An 11,226-nucleotide genomic window follows, 5' to 3' on the forward strand; every position below is an offset into this window, starting at 1 on the left:
CACGACCCGGTGCCGTTGTAGTTCACCGTCATTCCGTCGAGGGTCGCCACGTCGGAGCGCCACTGGTCGAGGGCGTTCTGCGACCACGTGGAGCCGGACCCGGTGATCGACACGAACGCGTCCGTCGCCGCCCAGGCGCTCGGCCCGGGTATCGCCAGCACCGCGGCCACCGCCGCCACCACCGCCAGGGAACGCCGCCGGTTCATCCGAAGCGCCCGTTGACGTAGTCGTACGTGCGCGGGTCGATGGGCGAATCGAACATCGCCTGGGTGTCGCCGTGCTCGACGATGTGGCCCGGCTGACCCTGGGATGCCAAGAAGAACGCGCACTGCTGAGAGACGCGCTGCGCCTGCTGCATGTTGTGCGTGACGATGACGATCGTGAGCTCCTTCTGGAGCTCGCCCATCGTCTCCTCGATGACGCGGGTCGAGGTGGGGTCCAGAGCCGAGCAGGGCTCGTCCATCAGCAGGACCTTGGGCTTGATCGCGAGAGATCGCGCGATGCACAAGCGCTGCTGCTGACCACCGGAGAGGCCGCCACCCGGGGCCCGGAGGCGGTCCTTGACCTCTTTCCACAGACCGGCGGAGGTGAGCGACCGCTCGACGAGGTAATCCCTCTCGTCGCGCGAGGCGCGTGTGCCGGTGAGCTTCAGACCCGCGATGACGTTGTCGTAGATCGACATCGCAGGGAACGGGTTGGGCTTCTGGAACACCATGCCGATGTTCTTGCGGGCGTCGATGAGCCGGTGGGAGGAGTCGTAGATGTCGTCGCCGTCGAGCCGCACCTCACCCGCGAGCGAGGCCGAGGGGACGAGCTCGTGCATGCGGTTGAGGATCCGCAGGAAGGTCGACTTCCCGCATCCCGACGGACCGATGAGCGCCGTGACCTGCCCGCGGGGCATGGTCAACGACACGTCCAGGAGCACCTGGTGATCGCCGAACCACGCCGAGATGGAGTGGGCGTCCAACTCGGACAGCGAGGCGGGATCGACGGGCGCCGACAGGATCGGCTCCGCCTCGTCCACTGCTGTCGCGACCTGCACGGGGGCGACCACCGCCGCTGGCGCCGCCGCGGCCGAGCCGGCCTCCCCCGGGGCAGGGATGACAGTCGTCACGTCGTCGGCACCGGCGGTCGGCACCGCCTCCGCCTCGCGGCGACCGAACAGACCACCGCGGCGCGACCGGCGGTGCACGATCCCCAGTCCGGCGCGGGTGGCATCCGGAGCCGGAACGGCCGGGTTCTCCGAGAAACCCGGAGTGGCGGCGCCCAGCGGAGCGGATTCGAACACGACCTCGTCGAGGACGCGGACGTCGCCGGCGCTCATGACGTCGGTCATGAAGGGATCGGCGGTTTCGTCGCCGGAGGGGGCGGCGGTGCCATCGACATCGGGATCGCGGCGGTCGGTCATGTGCGGCCTTCGGGTCAGAGGAGGTTCGGAAGCAGACGGATGAGCTGGTCGGAGACGAAGACGCTCGCCAGCAGCAGGACGGGGGTGAAGACGATCCACGTCTTCTGCCAGCCGACCTTGCGGTACGACCAGACGGCGACGAACTCGGCCACCACGAGGAACTGCAGGGCGAACACCAGTGCCCAGACGGTCCTCATGTCGGTGGCCATCGCTTGCGCCTGCGGGGGCAGCGCCATCGTGGTGGTCTGCCGCGCACCGCGCGCCTGCGCATCACCGACGAGCTTGGCATCCACGTACGCGACCCCGCTCGGGAGGTACGGTGCACCCCGCGCCGTCATCAGGATGAGTCGACTCTCGCCGCGCGCGGGGGCCGGCGGGGTCGGGTCGCCGGCATACCGGACCCCGAGCACCTCGAACTCCTGCTCCCCCTGCCCCGTGCGCACGGTGAGGCTCTCCCCCGGCTGCAAAGACTGCAGCCGGCCGAAGGGGCCACCGAAAGCGGCGGCGCGCCCCATCACGACGCTCACCCCGGCCTGCCCGGGCAGCACCGTGTCACGACGGTGTCCGGGACCCTGCCGGAGCTCGCCCGAGGAGGTTCCCTCCACGATGACCTCGTCGATGCCGAGCTGCGGGATCGACAGGAGCCCGACGGGGGCACCGTCGACGAGGAGATGATCGTCGAAATCGCCCTCGCTGACCGGAGCGGTCCCGGCGGCGAGCTGCGCGCGGTACGTGTCGCGCAACTGCTGCTGCGAGGCGAAGTGCACCACGTGGCTGACCACCAACACGTTCACCAGGAATGCCAGCACGAGGACGGCCAGCGATGCAGCCGCTCCGCGCACGAACACCTGCGCGGGGCTCAGCGGTGCGTACTGCGGGCGGCGCCGGGGTGCCCGACGCGGTGGGGCCGGCGGCGCGGGACGCTCTTCGATCGTCATGCCGCGGCCGCCGGGGCGGGAGCGGGAGCGAGCACCGAGCGGAGCACCCGGACCAGCACGAAGGTCAGCAGGAGCAGCACCGCGACGACCACGATCAGCCACGGGAACAGGATCACCAGGGCGTCACGGGTCACCGGGGTGAGCGCCGTGCCGTCCACCGAGTCCGGAGGGGTGAGGGTCGCGTGCGTCGACAGCAGGGTCCACTGTCCGCCGTGCTGCAGCTCCGCCGAGACCACGCGGGTCTCCCCGGGTTGCAGGGCCGCGACCGGGACGTCCACGGTGTCCAGGCGATTGGTGAAGATGGCGCCGTCCATCCAGAAGGATGCCGTGGCGTCGATCACGCTCTGCGAGGCGTTGCGCACCGTGAACCAGACGGTGACCGTGCCCTCGGCGGGGTTCAACGCCGGCATCCCCGCGGCGTTGATGCCCCCGATGTACAGCATGCCGGCGACGTTCACCTCGTCGGCGGGAGGAGTCGACCCCGCGGGCGACCCGGCCCCCGCGCCTCCGGCGGGCGCGGTGCCGACGCCGGACCCTCCGGTGGACCCGGTCGATCCGGTCGACCCGCCGGGGCGCGCGGCCGGACCGGTCACCGGGACGACGGCGGACGGTGAGGCACTGCCGCTGGGACGGGGCGTGGGGGTAGGAGTACTCCCGTCGGTGACGTTGACGCTCAACGGCGTCCCGCTCGGCGGGTCCTCCGCCGCCGCGGGCAGGCTCGGGAACACGACGGCCAGGACCACGGCGACCGCGCCCAGGGCAGGACCCACACGTCGCCTCATCGAGCGGCCTCGTGCAGATCGGACTTCTCAGCGGCCTCGGCCGCCGCAGTGCGCTGCATGTAGTCCACCCACTCCTGCGCCCGCGCCTCGTCGCGGCGACGACGCCACCGCACCAGCAGCACGACACCGGCGGCGAGCACGAGGAGGATCAGCACCGTCCACGGCACCGCGAACACCACCGTGTCGCGGGAGACCGCCGCCACGGGCAGCTGCAGAGCGGCATCCGGCGACTCGACGAAAGGGTTCAGTGTCGTTCCCGGGTTCAGGTAGAACCACTGCCCCACGCCGTCGAGGGCGAAGTCGTACGACGCGGTGTTGCCGGGCAGGAGCACCGGAATGCTGCCGCCGCGTTCGCCGATGGCCGGGATGCCGAACCACGTGCGCACACCGGAGGTGATGTTGGCCGCGAGCGCGACGTTGCCGGGGTTGGTCACGGTGTAGCGCAGGCGGATGCTGCCGGCGAACGGGTTCCACCAGTCGCCTTCGTACGAGGCCGAATAGCTGGTGATCGACAACTGCGGCTGGAGATCGCCCGAGACGCGGGCGAAGATCGAGGTCGCCACGCGTCGGTCGAGGCTGACCTGCTGGCCCTCCTCGATCACGGAGGCGACGAGACCGCCCACGTGGTCCCCGGGGGTGGCGTCGGCGGGCACCGCCACGGTGAACGGCAGGAGTCGCACCTCATCGGGCTCGAGCGAGAACTGGATGCGATCGGCACCGTTGTCGAAGCGCAGCCAGGCGCCCACCGAGGTGGGGATGTCGGCCGTCGGCAGCAGAGAGAACGTGCCGTCCTGGCCGTTGAAGGCATCCGTGGCGTAGACGGTGAAGTCCTGGCGTTCGGTGCCGGTGTTCCCGACGAGCACCTGGTCGTTGACGCTCTGCCCCGGATCGGCGCTGTAGCTGAAGCGGGTGCGCCCGTCGGGCCGGCCGTCGCCGCCGGCGGGACGGGTGGCGACGCCGACGGTGGCGGGGCTGGGCTGGTCGCCGTCGGCGGCGGTCGCCGCGGGCGCGGCCACGAGGGTCGCCGCAAATCCGGCGGCGACGAGAATCGCCGCACCGAGCGCCGAGAGCACGCGGCGCGGGGCCGGGCGCGAGGTCGAGGAAAGCACGGTTCATCTCCGCAGATGAGGGCGACGGAGGTGTGTCGCAAAGGTGAACGAGGGCTGTGCGGGGCGGGCACGGACAGTGTCCGCGCACCGGGGATGAACGCACCCTGCGGGGAGGCCGAGAACGGCCTCCCCGCAGGGCTCAGCGTCGATCAGCTCACTTGGAGGTGAGGGTGACCGTCAGCGTCGAGTGGTACTCGCCGACCTTGGCATCCTTGGGAGCCTTGAAGGTCAGATCGGCGTCGAAGAGCGCACCGGTCGGGAGCGTCGAGACGGCCGAGCTCTGCGCGATCTTCGTGCCGGTGCCAAGGGTCACACCGTCGATGAGGGTGTAGCCCGTGTAGGCCTTCGGCGCGAGGGTGAGGGCGCTGGTGGGGATCTCGTCGCCGGACGCGTTCGAGAACGCCGTCCAGGAGGCACCGAGGTCCCAGCCCTTGAGGACGTTGCGGTCGTCGACCACGGTGACCTTGCCGAGCGCCTTGGTGGTGCTCTGGTCACGAGCCACGGCGCCGAAGTCGACCTGGGTCTTCTCGGCGTTCAGCGACCACAGGTCGCTGGCGGTGACGGCGGCCGTGAGGTCGACGTCGTCCGTGGCGGGAGCCTTGCCGGCGAGGGTGACGGTGCCCCACGCGAGAACCGCGAAGGTCGAGTCACCGGGCTGGGTCAGGGCGATGGTGTGGGTCGTGCCCGAGGGCAGCGACGAGACGTCGACCGTAGCGTCGCCGTTGGCGTCGGTGGTCACCTGACCGAGGTTGGTCGGCTCGGACCAGGCCCAGGCCTGCAGCGTCTTGTTCGCGTTGGCGACACCGGCGGGGACGGTGACCGTGGTCGCGCCCTCGACCGGAGCCGGGATCGTGACCTTGTTGGCGTCCGAACCCGTGGGCTCGACGGGGGCGGTGCCCGCGACCGTGCCCGAGAAGGCCTGGTCGTCGGAGCCGGCGCCGTTGGTCGCGGTCAGCGTGAAGCTGTACGCACCGGCGGCGGTGGGCGTGCCCGTGATGGCGCCCGTGGCAGCGTCGAGGCTCAGGCCCGCGGGGAGCGAACCGGCCGTGACGGCCCACGTGATCGGGGCGGTGCCGGTGGCGGCGACCGTCTGCGAGAACGCGGAGTCCTTCGTGAGGGCGTTCAGCGACGTCGTGGTGACGACCGGCGCCACCTCGGCCGCGGCCGGGGCCTGGTTGGCGAAGGTCCAGGTGCCGCCGGGGTTGACGTGGATGGAGACGAACTTCACACCGGTGTTCGCGATGGTCAGACCGTTGTTCTTGACCCACGCGAAGCCGAGGCTGTAGTCACCGCCGTTGGCCTTGATCGACGCCCAGTTGCCGCCGATGAAGCCCGACAGGCTGAGGTTGGGCTGCAGGATGTTCTGCGTGCCGGGCGTGAAGCCACCGTCAGCGGTCGCCGTCCAGGACGAGAGGGTGTTCTCGGTGCCGGGGGTGGTGATGAAGTACCCGACGCTGGTGGCATCGTTCGACTGGCCGAGGAACGGCGTGTCGATGTCGGCGAACTCCGGGCCGGGGCTGGCGATGACCTGCTCGTCCCACGCCATGACCTTGCCGTCGGGGAGGCGCGAACCGTCGCCGCCGTCCATCAGGTAGAACTGCGGGGCGGGGGTGGCCGCGTTGGCCGCGGTGGCCGAGAGGCCACCGGCGAGGAGCGAGACCGCCGTCGCCGCGGCGACGATCGATCCGAGCTTCTTGATGTTCATGAGGAAAGGTGTCCTTATCCGTTGATCGAACGTCAGAGCGTCGCGTACGCGCGCTGGATGTTGGTGGTGGACGGGGCGAGGAAGCCGAACTTCTTCTTGACCGCGCCGACCGAGCTGCTGAGCGAACCGAAGCTGGTGAGGCTGTTGTTGACGCCGGGGTTCACCAGGTTGGCCAGGGAAGCGTCGTACTTGGCGTCCGAGGGCGTGATGCGCGCGTACTCCACGACGAGGTAGGTGTCGCGACCGAACGTGGCGTCGCTGTAGTAGGACGAGTTCGGAACGAGGTTCGGGGCCGTGCCGGTGAACGCGGCCTGACCCGAGACCGCCGAGCCGAACGCGACGCCCGAGGTGGTGGTGGTGTTGATGCCGGTCGCCCCGTTCGCCTGCGAAACCCAGTTGGCCACGCTGAAGGGGATCAACTCGTTGGCGCCGAGGACGGACGCGTCGTTCTCGGGCGTCGTGCCGGTGGCGTCGGAGACGCAGGAGCCGAGGGTGGGGTTACCGATGGCGCCGAGGAAGAAGCTGCGCGTGCCCGAGCCGCTCTGCGGGATACGGGGCTTGACCGTGACACCGCCGACCGTGGTGGTGGTGCACTCGTAGATCGCCTTCAGCTGAGCGGCGGTGAGGTTGGCCCACGAGCTGTCGCCGCCCTTGTACGCGAAGCCGATCGCGTCACGGCCGTAGGGCACGTACGCGAGCAGGCCGTTGGCGTTGGCGTTGCCGCCGGGGCCGCTGGACGAACGGGCGATGTCGACCTGACCGAGGATCTGGCGAGCAGGCACGGCGGGGTTACCGCTGTAGTTGGCACCCGTGATCGAGGCGCGCAGCGCCGTCACACCGGCACCCGAGCCGGCGGGACGACCGAAGAAGGCACCGGCGGGCTTGGTCTGGATCGCGGCCGAACCGAACGCGTCGAAGTTACCGAGCGTCTTGTTGTTCGAGGTGACACGGACCGTCGCACCGGTGATCGTCGTGCCGTTCACGATGGCGTTCATCGAGTCCTGCAGGGTGTCCGAGCCGACCAGCGAGTAGCTGTTCGAGACCGGCTCCGCCGAGGCGGAGGTTGCGACGCCGACACCGGCGATCGCGATACCGCAAGCCGCCCCCAGAGCGACCAGCTTGTTGAGCTTCAACTCACTTACCTTTCGTAGGTATTGCACTGTGTTTCGGGTGTTCAGTTGGTGGAGGAGAAGTCGTGGGGCCGGCCGCTCAGAGGCGTCGGCGGAGGCGCCCGAGCAGCGGCACGGCGAGCGCGCACGCGAGACCGCCGAGGACACTGCCGGGCAGAGCCCAGGTGATCGCGCCCATATCGGGATCGTCCGGCGTGGTGGCGCCGGCGAGCGCCGCGGACGCGGCTCCGCTGGCGGCAGGATCGGTCGCGCCGGCGGGGGCGGCCGCGCCGGCGGCGGGCGCGGCGGCGGCCGCGGGTACGCTGCCGACGACGCTGCCGGTGGGGAACGGGATGCCCGAGGACCCGGTGCCCGAGGCGGCCGGGACGGGTGTCGTGGGGACCGTGCCGTTCTTGATGTCCTCCGCCGCCGCCTTCGCCCGTTCGCGCCAGCCGTCCGGCAGCGGGACGTAACCCTGCGGGAGCTGGCCGATCGACGTCCCGGACTGCTGCCCCGTGGTGGAGACGAAGCGGATGAAGGAGGCATAACTGGCCCGCAGATCGGCATCGCTCATGCGGGGGTTGACCGCGGCGTACACCGGGAGCGTCAGCGGGTAAGCACCGGTGGCGCGCTGGGCGTCGACCGACGACGGGTCGAAGCCGTACACCTGCGGCTGCTGCGGGTCGGGTGTCATCGCTGCCGCGGCCGCCGTCATGGCCTCCGGCGTCGCCTCGACGAACTGCCCCGCCGGATTCTGCAGCGCTGCCGTGACGACCTGGTAGCGGGCGGCGGATGCCGTGTCGGTGAGGGCCAGCACGCTCTGGCGTCCCGGGAGGTTGCGGTCGGCCTTGCCGTACTTCGGCGGCGTGCTGGTGGGATTCCAGTCACCGAGGATCAGGCCGTCGCCGCGGAGGGTGTCATACGCACCGGAGTCGAAGTCCTTGACATAGGGACGCCATGTGACGAGGTTCACCGGGCCGGACGAGTCGGTCCCGGCCTGTTCGACGGGGTCGGCCTTCGGGAAGTCCTCGCGCGGGAGCGACAGCGCCGATCCCGACGCGTTCACGGCATCCGTCGTCGCGCTCCACGGGTTGACGGTCATCCCCCACGGATCCGGTGTGCCCTCGAGGAAGTCCCGAGCGCTCTTGTCGTTGAGGACGTACTGCCACATCGCCCACGCGACGTCCGAGCGGCCCTGCGGGATCAGCACGTCGGCGAGCGAGGCCGCCGCAAGCGCCTGGTACTTCCACTCGGGGTCGTTGATCTCGAGGAAGTCGGGGTCGGAGGTCAGCGTGCGGGGGTTTTCGATCCGGTCGTCGGGACCGCCCGGGCCTGCGTGACTGAGGTGCCGACGGTCGGCGAAGGTCGGCAGCGAGTCGAGGTACGAATTCGTCAAGAGCTTCGCCATCAGGCGCGGGGTGAGCTTGAGCGAGGTGAACGGCAGCCCTGCGCGCCCCTGGACGTCCGCGGGCACGCTGGGGTCGCCGGGGCGAGGGTTGCGGTCGATGGCGAACGAGACCGCGGCGCCCGTGATGCCGATGGGCGCGTAGCGCAGACGGTCGGTGCCGAGCTCGGGGTTCAGCGCCCGTGAGGTGAGCGCGAGGGGCGCGGGCGCCACGCCGTTCGCGGCGAGCGCCGCGTCGGACTCGGCGCTCGTGATGGCCGAGTAGACCGACCCGCCCGGCGCGTTGCAGACCGCCGGCTGCCACGACGACACGGCGCGCGCGATGAGCTCGCTGCCGGCGAGCTGCCGCTCGGAGGCACCGATGGGACAGCGCGTACCGATCGGCTTGAAGTCGAGCTTGACCGCGATGCGGTGCTTCCACGCGTCCCAGAACAACCCCGACTGGGTGATGAAGGACGAGCCGGAGTCCTTCGTCCCGCGCGGGACGATCACGAGCCAGCAGCTGGATCCCGAGACCGTTCCGTCCGCCGCGGTCACCGGCGTGCCGCAGCCCAGTGCCTGCGACTGCATGGCGGTCTGGACCTCGAACTTGACCGAGCCCGAACCGTCGCCGCCCGAGCCTGCCCACGACACCATGTTGGTGGTGTACTTCGAGAAGAACTCGTTGGTGTTCATGTCGGGCAAAGACTTCTTCCCGTCTTCGCCGACGGTGTAGTTGTACTTGCCGTCTTTGACCGAGGCGACTTCCTTGCCGTTGACTCCGCGGAACGGGATCGAGGTGTAGGTCGGACTGGCGAAGCCCTCGCTGGGGACGGTGTAGGCCTTGTCCTCCTCCGCGACCGAGGCGTCGCTCTCGCGGACGTCGTCACGGTGCGATCCCGGCACGCCCCCGATGCCGTACTGGCAGGTGGTGCGGTCGGGACCGCTCGGGTCCTTCTCGTCGTCACCCCAGCACTGGAAGATCTGCAGGAAGTTCGCGCCGCCGATCTGCTGGCTGGGTACCGTCGACGCCTTGCCGCCGGTCCACGAGATGACGATGCCCTGCGATTCGAGGGCCCGCGTCTGCGAAACGGTCACCGAGAGGTCGGGGAAGGGCGCGTTGGCGACGTCGTCATCCTGGCTCTTGGCCGTTACGGTCACCGCGGAGGAATCCTCAGCGGTGGCACGGGATGCCGAGCCGGCGACGAGGCCGGAACCCCCGGTGACGGAGAAGCTCCCGAGTCCCGCCACGATGCCGATGGCGACGGAAGCGGTCCAACGGGGCGCCCGTGCACGACGGACCCGGACGCGCAGGCGCGGGGTGGTCGGCGTCGACGAGGCGGCCTCGTCGGTGAGCACGCGGTTCTCGGGCACGGGGATCCTTCGGGAGTCGAGAGCTCGGGTGCGCCCTCGCGAGAAGCTAAGGGCGGCCGAGTGTCTGTGGAATGAACGCGGCGGTAACGAGGCGCCGCCGCCGCGTGGTGGAGGTGCGAACATGATTCGCCCCCGGTCACGGGGGTTTTCGGGCAGGCTCGCGCCCCGTACGGCACGCGTGGTCGGGCCGGAGTGCGGCCGAAATCAGCCCCGGGCGTCGCTGCCGCGTCGGGAACGGCGCGAGACGAGCGGGGGCACGAGGATCGCTGCGACAACGAGGACACCGGCGGCGAGCATGATGTACTGCGGGGTGCCCCAGCCCCCCTCGGCGAGGGTGAACGGCAAGGACACCGCAGCCGCCGCCGTCCCGATCGCCGAGCCCGACACGAGGTTGCCGTTGGCGTCGTAGACCGGCTCTCCCCCGGACGCGGCGGCTCCCGCGGCCGCCGCGGCCGCGCCGCCCGCCGTGTCGCCCCCGGCAGCGCCGGTTCCGCCCGTGCTGCCGCCCGGGACACCGCCCGATCCCGTCGCGGGAGTCTCCTCTTGCGCGCCGCCCGTACCGCCGAGGCACTGCGTCGGCCCCTGCTTGTCGCAGTCGGCGGGATTGGGCGCCGACTGCGCGAGCTGGTTGTTCGAGGGCGAATCGCCCGGCTTGAACGTCGGGTTGTTGCACTTGTTGAAGTCGACGGCGCCCGCCGTACCCGGGATCTTGGCGATCACGTCGGATCCGGCCTGCACGAGGTTCATCGGCAACGGTGAGTAGCCGAGGTCCTTGGCGGATTGCTGACCCTCGCAGATCATGTACGACGCGAAGATGCTGAGGGTCTTGCCCTTCTCCGCCGTGAAGATCTTGTTGGTCTGCGTCGGAACGATCATGTACGAGTAGCTCGACATGGGGTACGAGCGCGCATCGCCGCTGTTGTAGACACCCTCGAGGTTCTGCGTGAGGTCGGGGTTGATCGTCGCCGACATCAGCGCGACGGCGACCGACTGGTAGGTCGGCTCGACGAAGTACCCGGCCTTGTTGAGGACCTTGGCCACGGGGAAGCCCGATGTCTTCGCGTACGAGTACTCGACGTACGTGATCGCGCCCTCGCCGTAGTTCTGGCTCACGTATCCCGCGACGCCGAGCGAGCCGTTCTGCCCCTTGAACGCGGAGTTGATCTGCGGGAACTGCGACAGCATGCCCCGCGTCCAGATGTTCGGGAACTGCTTCGACATCCACAGCGTGAACTGCGCGCTCGTCCCCGAACCGTCGGAACGGTAGACGGGGGTGATGGGACGATCGGGCATGGTCAGAGCCGGGTTGTCGGCCTGAACGGCGGGGTCGTTCCAGTTCGAGATCTGGCCCGAGAAGATCTTCGCGATGACCTCGCCCGACAAGCGCAGGTTGGTGACCCGCTTGCCGCCGATCTTC

General features: G+C 70.1%; 8 protein-coding genes and 1 pseudogene. All 9 read right to left on the reverse strand.

What is annotated here, in order from left to right; all coding sequences use genetic code 11:
* A pseudogene (locus tag AC3E6M_RS16980) lies at positions 1-206 on the reverse strand (phosphate ABC transporter substrate-binding protein PstS); the annotation flags it as partial.
* Positions 203-1,408 carry a phosphate ABC transporter ATP-binding protein gene (locus AC3E6M_RS16985; RefSeq protein ID WP_490530600.1) on the reverse strand — a complete coding sequence of 402 codons (1,206 nt, stop codon included), beginning with the start codon at positions 1,406-1,408 and terminating at the stop codon, positions 203-205. The pseudogene AC3E6M_RS16980 and the gene AC3E6M_RS16985, both read right to left, overlap by 4 nt.
* Positions 1,409-1,422: 14 nt before the next feature.
* Positions 1,423-2,346, reverse strand: coding sequence for a sortase (locus AC3E6M_RS16990; RefSeq protein WP_490530601.1), 924 nt, complete (start codon positions 2,344-2,346; stop codon positions 1,423-1,425).
* Positions 2,343-3,116, reverse strand: a complete 774-nt coding sequence (locus tag AC3E6M_RS16995; RefSeq protein ID WP_490530602.1) for a hypothetical protein — start codon at positions 3,114-3,116, stop codon at positions 2,343-2,345. Before AC3E6M_RS16995 ends, AC3E6M_RS16990 begins: the two co-directional genes overlap by 4 nt.
* Positions 3,117-3,124: 8 nt before the next feature.
* A complete protein-coding gene (locus tag AC3E6M_RS17000) occupies positions 3,125-4,237 on the reverse strand; it encodes a COG1470 family protein (protein WP_490530603.1) in 1,113 nt (370 codons plus the stop codon).
* 154 nt (positions 4,238-4,391) lie between these two features.
* Positions 4,392-5,942, reverse strand: a complete 1,551-nt coding sequence (locus AC3E6M_RS17005) for an Ig domain-containing protein (RefSeq protein ID WP_490530604.1) — start codon at positions 5,940-5,942, stop codon at positions 4,392-4,394.
* Between the two features lie 32 nt (positions 5,943-5,974).
* A complete protein-coding gene (locus tag AC3E6M_RS17010) occupies positions 5,975-7,075 on the reverse strand; it encodes a hypothetical protein (RefSeq protein ID WP_138176020.1) in 1,101 nt (366 codons plus the stop codon).
* Positions 7,076-7,151: 76 nt separating this feature from the next.
* The gene (locus tag AC3E6M_RS17015) at positions 7,152-9,809 is read right to left on the reverse strand and encodes a hypothetical protein (protein ID WP_490530605.1); all 2,658 of its coding nucleotides are present in this window, start codon (positions 9,807-9,809) and stop codon (positions 7,152-7,154) included.
* 204 nt (positions 9,810-10,013) lie between these two features.
* Positions 10,014-11,226: substrate-binding domain-containing protein (locus tag AC3E6M_RS17020; RefSeq protein WP_490530606.1), on the reverse strand; the 1,213-nt coding region annotated here is incomplete at its 5' end.

This window comes from Microbacterium sp. SCPM-O-B-15248 (M128), from assembly GCF_058214835.1.